The 14,265-nt window shown below is 72.7% G+C and carries 16 protein-coding genes and 1 pseudogene; 2 read left to right on the top strand and 15 right to left on the bottom strand.

Features of this window, described 5'->3' with window-relative positions; all coding sequences use genetic code 11:
• Positions 1–3: 3 nt before the first annotated feature.
• The 15 genes and pseudogenes from crcB to AB0881_RS27435 form a co-directional block, all read right to left on the bottom strand.
• Entirely contained in the window at positions 4–375 is a 372-nt protein-coding gene (gene crcB / locus AB0881_RS27505) for a fluoride efflux transporter CrcB (RefSeq protein WP_366621316.1), read from the bottom strand.
• Entirely contained in the window at positions 372–866 is a 495-nt protein-coding gene (locus tag AB0881_RS27500) for a CrcB family protein (protein WP_366621314.1), read from the bottom strand. Before AB0881_RS27500 ends, crcB begins: the two co-directional genes overlap by 4 nt.
• Positions 863–1,864, bottom strand: a complete 1,002-nt coding sequence (locus AB0881_RS27495; protein ID WP_366621312.1) for an urease accessory protein UreD — start codon at positions 1,862–1,864, stop codon at positions 863–865. Before AB0881_RS27495 ends, AB0881_RS27500 begins: the two co-directional genes overlap by 4 nt.
• On the bottom strand, positions 1,846–2,481 hold the full coding sequence (ureG, locus tag AB0881_RS27490; RefSeq protein ID WP_366621310.1) for an urease accessory protein UreG: 636 nt from the start codon (positions 2,479–2,481) through the stop codon (positions 1,846–1,848). The genes AB0881_RS27495 and ureG overlap by 19 nt, the downstream gene beginning before the upstream one ends.
• A 22-nt stretch (positions 2,482–2,503) precedes the next feature.
• Entirely contained in the window at positions 2,504–3,214 is a 711-nt protein-coding gene (locus tag AB0881_RS27485) for an urease accessory UreF family protein (RefSeq protein WP_366621309.1), read from the bottom strand.
• Positions 3,211–4,938 carry an urease subunit alpha gene (ureC, locus tag AB0881_RS27480; RefSeq protein ID WP_366621307.1) on the bottom strand — a complete coding sequence of 576 codons (1,728 nt, stop codon included), beginning with the start codon at positions 4,936–4,938 and terminating at the stop codon, positions 3,211–3,213. Before ureC ends, AB0881_RS27485 begins: the two co-directional genes overlap by 4 nt.
• Before the next feature lie 176 nt (positions 4,939–5,114).
• Positions 5,115–5,417: pseudogene (ureB, locus tag AB0881_RS27475) on the bottom strand (urease subunit beta); the annotation flags it as partial.
• Complete coding sequence (locus tag AB0881_RS27470) at positions 5,407–6,204, bottom strand: CbiX/SirB N-terminal domain-containing protein (RefSeq protein ID WP_366621305.1); 798 nt, start codon at positions 6,202–6,204, stop codon at positions 5,407–5,409. The gene AB0881_RS27470 and the pseudogene ureB, both read right to left, overlap by 11 nt.
• Entirely contained in the window at positions 6,201–6,512 is a 312-nt protein-coding gene (locus AB0881_RS27465) for an urease subunit gamma (protein ID WP_366621303.1), read from the bottom strand. The genes AB0881_RS27470 and AB0881_RS27465 overlap by 4 nt, the downstream gene beginning before the upstream one ends.
• Before the next feature lie 31 nt (positions 6,513–6,543).
• On the bottom strand, positions 6,544–7,497 hold the full coding sequence (locus AB0881_RS27460; protein WP_366621301.1) for an urea transporter: 954 nt from the start codon (positions 7,495–7,497) through the stop codon (positions 6,544–6,546).
• Positions 7,498–7,635: 138 nt separating this feature from the next.
• On the bottom strand, positions 7,636–8,325 hold the full coding sequence (locus AB0881_RS27455) for a YoaK family protein (protein WP_366621299.1): 690 nt from the start codon (positions 8,323–8,325) through the stop codon (positions 7,636–7,638).
• A 25-nt stretch (positions 8,326–8,350) separates the two neighbouring features.
• Entirely contained in the window at positions 8,351–8,911 is a 561-nt protein-coding gene (locus AB0881_RS27450) for a hypothetical protein (RefSeq protein WP_366621297.1), read from the bottom strand.
• A 15-nt stretch (positions 8,912–8,926) separates the two neighbouring features.
• A complete protein-coding gene (locus AB0881_RS27445) occupies positions 8,927–10,138 on the bottom strand; it encodes an ammonium transporter (RefSeq protein ID WP_366621295.1) in 1,212 nt (403 codons plus the stop codon).
• 144 nt (positions 10,139–10,282) lie between these two features.
• Positions 10,283–12,484 (bottom strand): DUF4132 domain-containing protein, encoded by a 2,202-nt coding sequence (locus tag AB0881_RS27440; RefSeq protein ID WP_366621293.1) that lies wholly within the window; start codon positions 12,482–12,484, stop codon positions 10,283–10,285.
• A 112-nt stretch (positions 12,485–12,596) separates the two neighbouring features.
• Complete coding sequence (locus AB0881_RS27435; RefSeq protein WP_366621291.1) at positions 12,597–13,004, bottom strand: RidA family protein; 408 nt, start codon at positions 13,002–13,004, stop codon at positions 12,597–12,599.
• A gap of 57 nt (positions 13,005–13,061) precedes the next feature.
• Between AB0881_RS27435 and AB0881_RS27430 the strand changes: the two genes are divergently transcribed.
• Together AB0881_RS27430 and AB0881_RS27425 are read left to right on the top strand one after the other, a co-directional pair.
• A complete protein-coding gene (locus AB0881_RS27430; protein WP_366621289.1) occupies positions 13,062–13,679 on the top strand; it encodes a TetR-like C-terminal domain-containing protein in 618 nt (205 codons plus the stop codon).
• A gap of 75 nt (positions 13,680–13,754) precedes the next feature.
• Complete coding sequence (locus tag AB0881_RS27425; RefSeq protein ID WP_366621287.1) at positions 13,755–14,240, top strand: MarR family transcriptional regulator; 486 nt, start codon at positions 13,755–13,757, stop codon at positions 14,238–14,240.
• The last annotated feature ends 25 nt before the right edge of the window (positions 14,241–14,265 follow it).

The following is a 14,265-nucleotide window of genomic DNA, read 5'->3' as shown; positions in this document are numbered from 1 at the left end:
CCGTCAGACGAGCCGCTCGAAGATCAGATAGAGGACGGCGAACACCGCGAAACCCAGCACCAGGCTGCCGATCGCGTTGACGGCGGCCCGGCCGTACGAGCCGTCCTGGATCAGGTGGACGGTGTCGAGCTCGAACGTGCTGAACGTCGTCAGCGCCCCGCACAGGCCCGTCCCCAGCAGCGCCTCCACATGGGTGCCGGTGCCGGCCCCGTGCAGCGCCCCCAGGAAGCCCGCGCCGAGAAGGTTCACCGCGAGCGTGCCCCACGGGAACGACTTCCCGGCGGCCGCCTTGACGTAGCCGTCGATCACGTACCGGAGCGTCGCTCCCACGGCCCCGCCGATCAGGACCAGGACCATCAATGCCAGCGCCGTCACGCCGTCCCTCCCCCATGGCCGTGCGGGATCCGCTTGCCGATCACCAGGCCCGCGGCGATCGCGACCCAGCCGAGCAGCACGCTGACGACGGCGTACAGGACGCCGAGCCCCGGCCTCCCCGCGTCGCCGAGGATGTGGATGTCGTCGATCAGGTGCGAGAACGTCGTGAAGCCACCCAGGTACCCGGTGACCGCGAAGGGCCGCGCCCACGGGTGCGGCCTGCCGCCGAGCAGGTACGTCGTCAGCACCCCCATGGCGAGGCAGCCGAGCATGTTGATCGTGAACGTGTTCCACGGGAAGCCCGTGTCCGACGCCGGGACGGCCTCGCCGAGCAGGTACCTGGCGAGCGCGCCGATCGCGCCCCCGGCCGCGATCTCCGCGATGACCCGGGGCTTCAGCCCGGGCGGCGGGGGCTTGCCCGCGTGCGGGTGGAGCGCGGCGGCCTCCGCCTCCTCGCGGTGGCGCAGGCGGCCCTTCATCAGCGGCTTCACGGCCGCACCTCCCCTTGGCGGAGCCGCTCCGGCACGGGGACCCCGATCAGCAGCCGGCGGACGGCGTCCCAGGTCCGCAGGAACCCGGCCGAGACCTCCGGCGAGTGGCCGCCGAGCATCCGGGCCCAGGCCCCGCGGCCGCCGGGCAGGACGCTCGCCCCGCCGCGCAGGCCCGCCGCGGCGATCGCGCCGTGCATGGCGTCGGCCACCTCCTGCGCCGGCCGCGCCGCCGTGACCACGTACAGGGACGCCATCACCCCGAAGCCGCCGAACACCCCCGGACCGGTCACCAGCTCCGCGCCCGGAACGAGCCGCAGCGGGTCCGCGAACACCGTGCCGCCGTCCGGATCCCGTACCTCCAGGTCGGCGCAGTACGCGGTGTACGCGTGCCGCTCCCCGCGCGCCAGCCGGCCCGCCATCAGCCTCTCGCCCAGGACGACCGTCGCCTCCGGATCGGCGGTGACGCTCATGTGCTGGTAGAACCGCGAACCGCCGAACGGGATCGTGGTCTCCGGCAGGTACTCGACGTAGCTGCCCGGCCCGGCGGCCAGCTCGACGAGCTGCGTGGCGTAGTCGTGCTCCATCCGGTACAGCCGCGTGGCGGTCTGGGTGGTGAAGTGCACGGACGTCCCGGGCCCGCAGTCCAGCCCGACGCGGTACCGGTCCCCTTGCAGGACGCCGCCGCCTGACGACATGAACAGGACCGTCGGCATGCCGGGACGGCCGGGGTCGGGATAGAGCGGCCGGGTGGTGTGCAGCGGCGCCTTCTGGAAGTGCCGCGTCAGCTCCGTCCGGCCGCCGGCGGCCGCGAAGGCCAGCTCCAGCACGCCGACCTTGCCGGGAGCGCCGACCGGAAGCGTGTCGGGCACGGCGGCGTGCCGCGCGATCTCGGCGGGCAGCCACTCCGGGGCGCACCGCTCGGGCGCCGTGCGGGCGGGGCCGGAGCCCCGCCCCGCGCCGGTCTCCGCCGCGGCCAGGGTCAGCCCGCGGGTGAGCACATCGCCTCCTGGCGGGCGAGGACGAAGTCCGCGACCTCCGCGATCCCGGTACCGGCGAGGCAGTCGGTGAGGATGACCGCGCCCTCGCCGCGGACCGCGCGGGCGTCCCGCTCCATGACCGCCAGATCGGTGCGCACATAGCGCGCGATGTCGATCTTGTTGATGATCAGCAGGTCGGAGTCGGTGGTGCCGGGCCCGCGCTTGCGCGGCATCTTCTCGCCCTCGGCGGTGTCCAGGACGAACACGAACACGTCGGCCAGCGCCGGGCTGTACGTGAGCGTCAGGTTGTCGCCGCCGCTCTCGAACAGCAGCATGTCGATGTCCGGGAAGCGGTCGAGCAGCTCGGCCGCCGCCGCGAGGTTCATCGTGGGGTCGTCCCGGACGGCCGTGTGCGGGCACGCCCCGGTCTCGACGCCGACGACGCGGTCGGCGTCCAGCGTCCCCGCGAGCGTGCGGCGGACGTGCTCGGCGTCCTCCTGGGTGTAGATGTCGTTGGTGATGACGCCGGGCCGGTGCCCCCGCTTCACCAGGACGGGCACCAGTGCCTCGATCAGGGCCGTCTTGCCCGATCCCACCGGCCCGCCGATGCCGACCTTGTAGACCTTCTCCAGTTCCATGCGCGTGCTCCAGACGTCTCGGTCAGGTGATGAACAGCCGGGCCTCGGCCCGTTCGTGCACGGCGGAGACGGCGTCGGCCGCCGGCGTCGACGCGTGCAGGTCCCGCGGGTCCCGCGCGGCCAGCGCCGTACCGGCGGCGCGCGCCAGCTCGGGCCGGACCTCGCGCAGCAGCGCCTGCGCCCGCCGGAAGTCGACGCGGCCCAGCCGTACGGCCGCCGCGGCGCAGCTCGCGGCGAACGCGTACAGGTCGCCGGCCACCGCGTCCCGGACCGGCACCCCCAGCCCCGCGTGCACGGCCCCCACGACGACCGCGTGGTTGCCGGGCGTCGCGCGGTCCGCGACCAGCCGGGCCAGCCGCTCCGCCGGCGCCGACGCGAACGCGGGCCCGGCGGTCTCCAGGACCTGCCGGCCGGTGCGCACCGACGCCGTCCGCTGCTCCCGGTTCAGCTTGATCGCGTGCAGCCGGCGGTCGGTCTCCACCAGCCGGTCCCAGTCGCCCGCCGTCACGGCCCGGTGCGCCAGGACCAGCGCCGCCGCGTCCCCGGACCCGGCGGCCCGTACGAGATCGGTCACCAGCCCGGCCAGGCCCTCCGCCGGCACCGCGCCCAGCTGGTAGTAGCCCTCCAGCCCGTGCGACAGGGTGTAGAGCCCGCTGGGGAAGCCCGAGTCGGTGAGCTGGAGCTGCGCGAGCAGCGGCTCCAGCCCGCCCGGCTCCGGCGGCGGCGCCGTCATGCGATGAAGAACAGCCGGGTCAGCGGCAGCTTGCTCGCCGGCTCGATGGACGCCGGCTCGCCGTCCACGGTGACCTTGTACGTCTCCGGGTCCACGGCGATCTCGGCCAGCGTCGAGTTGTACAGCATGTGCCGCTTGTCCACCGTCCGGCACTGCCGTACGGGCCGGATGATCCGCCCCAGGCCGAGCCGTTCCGGGACATCCTCCGCGATCGCCGCGTCCGACATGAACGTCACGCAGGTCTTCCGCAGCGCGTCGCCGCGGCACCCGTACGTGGGACGCAGGTAGACCGGCTGCGGGGTGGGCAGCGACGCGTTCGGGTCGCCCATCTGCGCCCAGCTGATCAGCCCGCCCTTGACCACCATGAACGGCTTCGCCGCGAACGAGTGGATCTGCCACAGCACGATGTCGGCGAGCTTGCCGTCCTCCAGCGAGCCGATCTCGTCCGCCATCCCGCTGGTGCGGGCCGGGTTGATGGTGAGCTTGGCCAGGTAGCGCAGCACGCGGCGGTTGTCGTTGCGCGAGGAGTCCTCGGGCAGCGCACCGCGCTTGTCCTTGCAGTGGTGCGCCACCTGGAACGCCCGCGTGAACGACTCGCCGACCCGGCCCATCGCCTGCGAGTCGGAGCCGATCATGCTGATGACGCCCAGGTCGTGCAGCACCGTCTCGGCCGCGATCGTCTCGGCCCGCACCCGGCTCTCGGCGAACGACAGGTCCTCCGGGACGTCGTAGCTGAGGTGGTGGCAGACCATCGTCATGTCCAGCAGCTCGTCCACCGAGTTGCGGGTGTACGGCAGCGTCGGGTTCGTCGACGCGGGCAGCGCGTTCGGCTCCGACGTGATCCGCAGGATGTCGGGCGCGTGCCCGCCGCCCGCCCCCTCGGAGTGGTACGTGTGGATCGCCCGCCCGTCGATCGCGTCGATCGTGTCCTCGACGAACCCGGCCTCGTTCAGCGTGTCGGTGTGGATGGTGACCTGCACGTCGTGGTCGTCGGCGACGCGCAGCGCGCAGTCGATGGCCGCGGGCGTCGAGCCCCAGTCCTCGTGCACCTTCAGCCCGGCGGCGCCCGCCCGCAGCTGCTCGTCCAGCGAGCCCGGCAGGCTGTTGTTGCCCTTGCCGTAGACCGCGATGTTGATCGGGATGTCCTCGTACGCCTGGAGGATCTTGCCGATGTTCCACGGCCCGGGCGTGCAGGTGGTGCCGCGGGAGCCGTCCGCGGGGCCGGTGCCGCCGCCGACCAGCGTCGTGATCCCGTTGCTCAGCGCGTGCTGCGCCTGCTGCGGCGCGATGAAGTGGACGTGCGTGTCGATCGCGCCGGCGGTGGCGACCAGGTTCTCCCCGGAGATCACCTCGGTGCCGGCGCCGATGATCAGCCGCCGGTCCACCCCGTTCTGGGTGTGCGGGTTGCCGGACTTGCCGACACCGGCGATCCGGCCGTCCTTGATGCCGATGTCGCCCTTCACCACGCCCAGCACCGGATCGATGATCACCACGTTGGTGATCACGGTGTCCAGCGCGGTGGTGGCGTTCTGCGAGGCCGGGTCGGAGGACATCCCGTCCCGGGCCGTCTTCCCGCCGCCGTACTGGGACTCGTCGCCGTAGTGGCCCTCGGTGTGGTCCTTCTCCACCTCCACGATCAGGTTGGTGTCGCCCAGGTGGAAGCGGTCGCCCACGGTGGGGCCGTACATGCTCGCGTACTGCTCGCGAGAGATCGTCGTCGCCATCGCCGTCAGCCCTTCTTCCCGCCCCGGCCGGAGCCCTTCGCGGAGCCCTTGGCCGAGCCCTTCCCGGAGCCCTTGCCGGAGCTTTTCTCGGAGCCCTTGCCGGACCCGCCGGGCTCGTCGAGGTAGCCCTTGGCGCGCATGCTGGTCAGCGCCCGCTTCTTCGCGGCGCCGGACCGGATGCTCCCGTCGAGCAGGCCGCCGAAGCCGACGATGCGCATCCCGCCGCCGTACTCGACGAGCCGCACCTGCTTGGTGTCGCCCGCCTCGAAGCGGACGGCGGTCCCGGCGGGGATGTCCAGCCGCATCCCGAACGCCTTCTCCCGGTCGAAGCTCAGCGCCCGGTTGACCTCGAAGAAATGGAAGTGGGAGCCGATCTGCACGGCCCTGTCGCCGGTGTTCCGCACGGTCAGCGACACCCTCCGCTGACCCGCGTTGAGCTCGATCGAGCCCCTCGCGAACATGTACCCGTCATCGGCCATGAGCGGCCGCCTCCTTCAGGCTCGTCGTCTCGGTGGAATCAGGAAAAGGGTCGTGCGGGCTCCCCGCGGGCCCGTCGTGGTGACCGTGGCCGTGCCCATGGCCGTGCCCGTGGTCGTGGTGGTGGTGCGCCGCGGCGTCCGCCAGGCCGTCGGCACCGTCCCGGCGCCATCGCGCCTCCGCCTCCGCCGCGCGCCGCCGTACCAGTGCCGCGAGCGCCGCCGGGCCGAGCAGCGGACCGGCCGTCAGGGCGCCCTCGCACGGCGGGGGCGGGACGAGCGAGGCCGGCACGAGCACGACCTCCCGCGCGCCGAGGCGGCGGCACCGTTCCACGCCCTCGGGCACATCGGGCTCGCCGCCGGTGAAGGCGACCTCCACCCACGGGATCCGCAGGTGCCGCCAGACCAGCCGCGCCACCTTGAACAGCTCCGCGTCGTCGTCCGGCCCGCCCGGCGGCGCCACCAGCAGCAGCGCCCGGCCGCCGTCGCCGCCGCGCGCCGCCCGCACGGCGGCGGCGCGGAGCCAGCCGACCAGGTGCGTCGTCGTGCCGAGCGGCGCGGCGAGCAGGAGATCGCCGGGGGCCGCGCCGCGCGCCGCCCACCGGAGCGTCTGCGCCGCCGCGGGCGCGAGTTCCGGGTCGCGGCCCAGCGTCATCGGGACGACGACCGCGCGCGGCCGGTCCGCGAGCGCGACCGCCAGATCCCGGCCGGGGCCGAGCGTCCCGCAGGCGCCGGGCGGGGCCTCGTGCCCGCCGGCCGGCAGGACGGCGCGTCCGGTCCCTCCGGTCACTTGCCGCCGCCCACGGGGTCGTGGCAGGAGACCAGCTTGGTCCCGTCGTCGAACGTGGCCTCCACCTGGATGAGCTTCAGCATCCCGCGCACGCCGGGGAGCACGTCGTCCGGCCCCACCACCTGCTTGCCCAGCTCCATGCAGTCCGCGACCGACTTGCCGTCCCGGGCGGCCTCCACGATGGCGGAGCTGATCAGCGCGACCGTCTCGCCGTAGTTGAGTTTCAGGCCGCGCTCCCTGCGCCGCTCCGCCAGCTGCGCGACGGTGAAGATGAGCAGCTTGTCGATCTCACGTGGTGACAGGTTCATCGAGGTCCTCTCTGAGAGCGCGGTCCGGCGCTCAACCGGCCCGCCGTAGCCTGGAGAAAAGTGGTACGGCCGCCAGGAACACCCACGTGACCAGGACGAAGGGCCAGGTCAGGGTGTGGCCGCCGACCGTGTCGAACAGCACGGTGATGCCCGCGGTCAGCGCGGCGGCGCTCGCCGCCCCGATCGCCGCGTACACCGCGCCGACCGGGGTGAGCGCGAGGAACGTCCCGGTCAGCGCGATCCCGGTCAGCACGGAGTTGTAGCCGTAGAGCCCGGCGCCGAGATCGGCCGCCTGCGCGCCCAGCCACCAGCCGACCAGCAGCCCGATCAGGCTGGACACGGCCGCCGCGGCCGCGACGATCCGGCTCGCCACCGCGAGCCCGATCAGGAAGATCAGGCCGACGTACCACTCGTCCTGGAAGAACACCTGCCCGACGCCGTTGAAGAAGCCGTGCCACAGGTCGTGCCAGCTCATCGCCGTACCGGGGTCGGACGCCGAGGGCGGGGGAGTGTCGGTGTGCCCGGCCCACACCCGCGCGTACGACGGCGCCCCGATGGCCACCACCGACGTCACCACGCAGAACGGCGCGGTGAAGGTCGGCAGGTCGTACGGCGCGAGCACCGTGGCCATGGCCGAGGTGAGCACGCTCGTGGCGACCACCGCCCCGATGACCAGGGCGACCGTCATCCAGTTCACGCCCAGGTAGAGCACCAGGGCCACGCCGACGAGCGTCCCGCAGAACCCTTCGAGCCCGATCGAGATCTTGTCCCAGGCGGCGCCCAGCAGGTACGCGGTGACGGTGCCGGTGAGCGTGCCCAGCAGCCCGAAGACGGCGAACTTCCAGCTTCCCGCGAAAAGCGCCACGATGAAGATGAGCCCGGTCCAGACATTGGACTGGAAATCGACCTGGCCGACCCCGCGCGGAATCGTCAGCGCGGAGTCGATCAGCTGTTTCCGGGGCGACGTGTCATCCGCATCGGACACGTCCGCGGACGATGACGGCACGGAAACTCTCCTTGGGGATGAACGCGAATGGCATCGTCGTCCATTTCCCGGAGGCGGCACCGCAAAATTGGCGGCCGGTCAACAGTTGGCCAAGTACCGGAAAGGCTCGGGCGCGCCTCAGCCCCAGCTCTCGGAACCGTCCCGGCGCGCGGCGGCGAGACCCGCGGCGGCGATCAGCAGCAGCATCGCGGCGGACACCCACAGCGGCGCCGCCACCGAGGCGTTCCTGATGAGCAGGGGCCCGGCCATCGCGCCCAGCAGCAGCGCCACGATCGACTGCGCCTTGTGGACGGCCTGCCGCCGGGGCTGCCCGGGGTCGGCCACCAGCGAGGTGAGCGCGGTCGTGATCACGACCGTCCGGAAGCCCGGGACGTCGATCCGCCGCACGATCGCGAACTGCCAGCCCATCGCGGTGGCCAGCAGCGGGATCAGCACCCGGCGCTCGAACGCGGGGGCGTGCCCGAGCAGCGTCACCAGCAGGGCCGCGACGGCGAGGACGCACGCCTGGATCGCGGTACCGGCCGACAGTACGATGCCGCGGTGCCCGAGCCGCCGGATGAGGGGGAGCCTGCCGCCGATCGCGGCCCCCAGGCAGAAGAAGACGCTGGCCACGGTGGTCGCCACCAGCGCGCCCGACGCCTCGCCGCTGCCGCCGAGCCGGAAGCCGAAGAAGATGACGTTCCCCGTCATGTTCGCGACGAAGACGTTGCCGAACTCCAGATAGCTGACCGCGTCGATCAGCCCCGTGATGGCGGTCAGGAAGATGAGGAGCACGGGCAGCGGCCCGTGGTCGCGCTTCTCGGACACCGATGCCCTCTCGCCGGCGTTCCGCTCACTCCGCCGGAGCCGGCGAGTAGCTCGCCAGATCGCCCTCCCTGCCCTGGATCGGGACGTTGAACGTGCCCGATCCGGCCTGCCGGAACCTCAGCGACACCTGGACGTTCTCGCCCGGCACCAGCTGCTGTTTCAGGTCCTTGAGAACGACCGTGGCCCGCGGGCCGACGGTGACGTTCCGCCCGGCCGGGGCCTGGACCGCCCCGCCCAGGACCTCCCCGGAGCCGGCGGCCGGCGAGGACACGCCGACGAGCGCGTCGCTGCCCCGCTGCGGATCCGGCGAGCCGCCCGGGCCCGCGGTCTCGACCGTCTCCGGATCGTTGATCAGGGTGAGGTAGACCGGTGCCGAGCCGCCCGCCGGGACGCTCTGCCCGGACGGCCCGGCCAGGACGAACAGGTCGCGGACGGTGACGTTCCCGACGTTCCCCCCGGTCCCGACCGCGGGTTCCTTGCTCGTCTCGGTCGGGTCGTCGCTGCATCCCGCCAGGACCATGGCCGGCAGGGCCATGGCCAGCAGGGCCGCGGCCGCCGCGAGGCGCCGGGCTGGACGGACTCCCATCATCAACCTCCCGGATCAGCCTTCGGCGAAGGCGGCGTCGGTGCCCCTGGCCTGCTCCTCGTCCGTCATGCGCATGCGGCACAGCCGGTCGATGGCCTTCCCGATGACGTAGGTGACGCAGAACGCGTAGAGCGCGACGAGGACCACCGCGAAGAGCTGCTTGCCCAGAACGGAGATCGGGCCGCCGTAGAAGAGGCCGGGGGAGCCCTGGCCCCACCCGGTGGCCAGGAAGCCGAGCGACAGGACGCCGACGATGCCGCCGGCGCCGTGGATCCCGACGACGTCGAGGGTGTCGTCGTACCCGGCGACGAGTTTCAGCTCGACCGCGTACGTGCACACCAGGGCGGCCACGACCCCGATGATGAAGGCGCCCTCGACGCCGACGAACGCGCACGACGGGGTGATGGCCACCAGCCCGGCGAGCGCGCCGCTGGCCGAGCCGAGCCTGGTCAGCTCACGGGTGCGGAGCCATTCCAGCAGCCGCCACGTCAGCATCCCGGCACAGCCGGCGATCATCGTGCTGACGAAGGCGCGGGTCGCGAGCGCGCCGTCGCTCAGGGCGGATCCGGCGTTGAACCCGAACCAGCCGAACCACAGCAGGCCGAGCCCCAGCATGACGAACGGGATGTTGTCCGGCCGCGGCCCCTCCTTGCGCCGGAACGCCAGGCCGGGCCCCAGGACGATCGCCATCGCGAGCCCCGAGATGCCCGAGTTCAGCTCGACGACCAGGCCGCCGGCGAAGTCCATTACGCCCCACTTGTTCAGGAACCCGGAGGGCGAGAAGACCCAGTGCGCGATGGGCAGGTAGACCAGCGTCACCCACACCACCACGAACAGCAGCCACGGGCCGAACCGCGCCCGGCCCGCGATGGAACCGCTGATCAGCGCCACCGTGATGATCGCGAACGTGAGCTGGAAGCAGGCGTAGATCTGCTCCGGGATGCTGTCCTGGAGCGCCTCGGGCCCGACGTTCCCCAGCCGCCAGTCGCCCCAGCCGATGAGCCCGAGGCCGCCGACATCCTTGCCGAACGCGATGCCGTACCCGTAGAGGAACCAGAGGATCGTCACAAGGCTGATGCAGACGAAGCTCATGTAGAGCATCGTCAGCATGTTCTTGGAGCGGACCATCCCGCCGTAGAAGAACGCGAGCCCTGGCGTCATGAGGAGCACCATCGCGGTGCTCACCATCAGCCAGGCGGAATCACCGGTGTTCAGCCCTGGAGACATTTCAGGCCTTTCCTGCGTGCACTTTCCGGGAAAGCGGTCGATCCGCACGCTAGGAATTCCCTCCGATCGGCACGTGATCGCCGATCGGGGGCAAACACTGGATTTCGTAATCTTGGTGGCGCCTTGGCGAACCGGCCCGGGGGATCAGGCCAGGGTGCCGAGGTCGTACAGCAGTTCGGAGGCGGCGACCGGGGATAGCCGCTCGCGGGGCGGCTCGGTGAAGCGGACCTCGCGGAGCGTCTGCTCGGGGAAGAGGTCCACGGCGCCGGCCGCGATGCCCGGATCCAGCTCGATCACCAGGTGGAGGGTCTTCCCGATCCGGCGGACCATCGTCGTCTGGACGCCGCCGTCCTCCGCCGGGCCGCGCTCCCAGCCGCGCCGGGTCAGCCCGAGGAGCGCGCCCGCGGAGGTGGTCGCGCCGGCGAAGCGGTCGAGGCGGCCGGTCGCCCGCTCGTCCTCGGTCAGCAGCTGGAACGGCCGCCCGAGCTGCGGGAACGGCTGCACGATCTCGTAGTCGGCGAACACCTCCGCCCACGCCGGGACCAGGTCGCCGAACTCCTCGTGCCCGAGTTCCATGGGGTGCGCGATCCAGGCCCGGGCCCCTTCGGGCAGCGTCACGGCGCCGTCGTCGAGGTCGGCGAGCGTGCCGTCCTCGGCGATCCGGAACGGCAGGCCCTCGGTCGCCCACACCAGCCTGCGGGCGATGTGCCGCACCAGCGGATGCTCGACGAAGTGGCGCCGGAACTCGTCCGCGCTCCATTCGCGCGCGGTCACCATCGCCCGTTCCAGCCGCGCGATCTGGTCGCCGGCCAGGGCGCGCACCTCCTTCTTGAGGTCGGAGAAGCGCTGGTACGAGGCGGGCGCGAGCTCGATGTCGTCCTTGGCGCCCGGCTTGGGCAGGGTCTTGCGGTGCTTGCCCGCCTCGTCGATCACGAACGGCTTCAGCTCCTCGTCGAACCCGACCGTGAAGCGCCGCGGCCCGTAGTCGAGGACGAGCGTGCCGTCGCCGTTCAGGCCCAGGTCGGGAACGAGCCGGTCGGCGAGCTCGTCCGCCGTCAGGCCGCGTTCCCTGGCGGCCCACGCCAGCCGCTGCTCGGCGGTGCGGCGCATGCCCGGGGTCGCCCGGCGGGCGATGCGGTGCAGCTGGAGCAGCGCCGTGTCGGTGCCGATGTCGCCGAGCACCCCGAGTGCGTGGTTGCCGAAGTCGTTGGGCCGCCTGCGGACGTGGGCCCCGAGCCGCAGGGTGACCTCGTCGTCGGCCAGCCAGACGAGCTGGTCGCCGACCCAGCGGTTGCGCTTCGGCCGGCCCGCCGCGAGCCAGCCCTCGACGACCGCCCAGCCGAACGCGGCCAGCGACGCGGGGTCGCACTGGTCCAGGACGTCGCGCAGGCCCGGGTAGATGAGCGCCGGGCCGTTCCACCGGACGCCGGGGGACAGGGTGAGCGCGCCGATGAGGTTCTCGACGGCCGCAGGCGGCAGCGGCCGGCCGTCCCTGAGGCGCACCTCCGGCAGCCCGGCCCGGTCCAGCCATTTCGTGGGCAGCGGCCTGGCGGGCTTGTCCACCGGGCCCTTGGCCGCGGCCTCCGGTGCCGTACCGCCGAGGAGCCGCTCGACGGCCGCGGCGGCGGGCTCGCCGTACGGGCGGGCGGCCTCCACCACGCTCTCCGCGCCGTGCTCGGCCGCGATCAGCGACAGCGCCGCCGTGGCCTTCTCGCTGGGCACGCGCCGCTTGCCCAGCGCGTCCGGCACCAGGAACGGCACCGCCGCCGTCCCGTGCCGGGCGAACCAGGCGCGGGAGATCCGCTGCGCCGACTTCAGCCGGACGAGCCAGTCCGCCATCATCCGGGCGACCTCGGCGTCGAGGAACGGCATCAGCGCCGGACCGGCGTCGTACGCGCTGGACCTGGCGTTCGCGACCACCACGTGGAGGGCGTCGAGCTCGAACCGCGCCGCGAACACCTTGAGGCCCTTGGCGGAGTGGGTGCTGAAGGCCGGCCGCCAGTCGGGAAGCAGCGGCCGGACGAGCTCCTCGGGCGCGTTCGCGAACAAGGCCGCCTGGGACGGCGCGTAGGACAGCCCGCCGTCCTGGTACGCCCGGAGGATCCCCTCCCACCCCTCCTTCTCGAGGAGGTCCCTCTCCTTCTGGGACGACAAGGCCCAGCGGCGCGTCTCCAGCCACGCCTTCCGCTCCCCGGGCTCCCACTCCACGCTCCGCGCGGCGGGCGGCTCCAGCCCGGGAACGAGCGGCACCTCCCTCGCCCGCTCGGCCTCGACGGCCGCGCGGCGCTCGCGGGCCTCCCGTTCCCACGGCGGATCCACCAGGAAGGCGGGCAGCTCGTCGCTCATTCTCCGGGCCCTTCGACGGTGCGAATGTTGCGAAGTCGGACGCTTCCCCCGTGATCCGCGTTCCGTCGCCCGGAGACCGGTCCGCGCGACCCGCCCGGCCGCGGGCGCGCGCTCAGCCGAGGACCGCGGTCGCCTCGATCTCGACCAGCAGATCGGGCTCGCCCAGCGCGGCGACGCCGAGCAGCGTGATCGGCTTGACCGGGTCCACGCCCAGCTTCTCGGCCGCCCGCGCGACGCCCTCCCCGAGCAGCGGCATCTTGTCGGGCGTCCAGTCGACGACGTAGACGGTCAGCTTCGCCACGTCGTCGAACGAGCCGCCGATCGCGGCCAGCGCCGTACCGATGTTGAGGTAGCACTGCTCGACCTGGGCGGCGAGATCGCCTTCCCCGACCCTGCCGCCGTCCGCGTCCCGGGCGACCTGCCCGGCCAGGAAGACCAGCTTCGTGCCGGTGGCGATCGACAACTGCCGGTACACCTCGGGTTTCGGCAGACCGTCGGGGTTCACCAGGGTGATGGCCATACTGCCTCCTCGCGTCGCGGACCACGAAAGCATAGCAACGTTATGTATTGTGCCGCCATGGCGAGGACGAAGGACCCCGCGGTCCGCACCCTGCTCATCGAGCGCGCCGGGCGGATGCTCCGCACGCGCGAGCCCATCACGCTCCGCTCCCTGGTGGCCGGGACCGGCGTGTCGACCATGGCCGTCTACACCTACTTCGGCGGCATGGACGGCCTGTGGAAGGCGCTGCGCCAGGAGGGCTTCACCCGGCTGGCGGCCCGCCTCGCGACGGTGCCCGCCACCGCGGACCCCGTCCACGACCTGGCCGCGCTGGGCGCCGCCTACCTGGGCAACGCCCTGGACAACCCCGACCTGTACCGGGTCATGTTCGACGCGACCTTCGACCTGGAGGACTCCGGGGCCGCCGACGGCACCCTGCACCACCTGGTCGCCGCCGCCGAACGGGCCGAGTCCGCCGGCCGCTTCGCGCCCGGCACCGACCCGCTGGAGGTGGCCGTCCAGAGCTGGACGATCGGCCACGGCCTGGCCTCCCTGGTCGCCACCGGCCCGCTCCCGTCCCCGGCCCTCGCCCACGGCGTCCCTCTCCTGACGGCCCTCTTCACCAGCAAGGGCGACACTCCCGCCAGATGCCGCCGCTCGGTCGAGACCGCCTGGAACCGCCTGGCCCGCGAGTGAGGCCACCGCCGTGATCACCGCTCTATATTCGAGCGTCGTACCATATGGAAGACGTACATGTGAGGGCGTTCGACTATGGAAGCCGTACCGGACGTGCCGCGGCGGCGGCGCCGGCAGATCAGGGCCGTCAAGGAGGCCATGCGGGACCTGAACATCCAGCTGTCCCTGCTCAACCGCCGGCTGGGCGCGCACGCCGACCTCAAGGACGTCGATTGGAACTGCCTGGACCTGCTCAACCGGCACGGCCCGCTCAGCCCCAGCGCGCTGGCGCGCACGGCCGGGCTGCACCCCGCCACTATGACCGGCATCCTCGACCGGCTGCAGCGCGGCGGCTGGATCACCCGTGAGCGCGACCCGGACGGCCCGGACCGCCGCGCCGTGATCGTACGGGTCCGCGGCGACCGCCTCCCCGAGATCTACCGCCTGCTCTCCGGGATGAACACCCGGATGGACCGGCTCTGCGAGCAGTACACCGAGGCCGAACTCGAACTCATCGCCGGCTTCCTCAAGCGCACCACCGAGGCCGGCCACGACGCCACCGGCCGGCTCGCCGACGGCTGAGAGGTCCCGCGTACGGCGCGTTCCT

The sequence above is a fragment of the Spirillospora sp. NPDC029432 genome, from assembly GCF_040703975.1.
Lineage (GTDB): Bacteria > Actinomycetota > Actinomycetes > Streptosporangiales > Streptosporangiaceae > Spirillospora.
Note: the sequence above shows the minus strand (reverse complement) of the source record. Positions and strands in the feature narration are given on the sequence as shown.